The organism is Christiangramia aquimixticola (assembly GCF_048285835.1).
Classification (GTDB): Bacteria; Bacteroidota; Bacteroidia; order Flavobacteriales; family Flavobacteriaceae; genus Christiangramia; species Christiangramia aquimixticola.
This window is the reverse complement of the sequence record NZ_JBLVTL010000203.1, coordinates 1-302: the sequence shown is the minus strand read 5'-3', so window position 1 is coordinate 302 and position 302 is coordinate 1. Positions and strand designations below refer to the sequence as shown.

Genomic DNA, 302 nt, shown 5'->3' with positions numbered 1-302 from the left:
AAATCATGTAGATCGTCAAACTGTTCATTCCTACCACCACAAAGAAGAAGGCCCATTTCTGGAATTTCAGCATGTCGATAACCAAGTAGAAAAGTCCTAAAGACAGAAAGGCCAAACCCGAGGTAAGCATGATAAAAGAACTCGTCCACATGCGCTTGAAAATCGGGAAATGAAGATTCCAAATCAGCGCAATGCCTATGCACACCAGTCCGATCACCACCAACTCTTTGAGTTTTTGGTTGTCGGAGGATGCGACTTTTTTCAGGATTTCTCCTGCATGCGCTCCAAAGATTGTCAAACAG

Annotated in this window: 1 pseudogene; it reads right to left on the bottom strand. The window is 43.7% G+C overall.

The window, feature by feature from the left end:
• Positions 1–302, bottom strand: a pseudogene (locus ACNKXV_RS14135) (acyltransferase family protein); the annotation flags it as partial.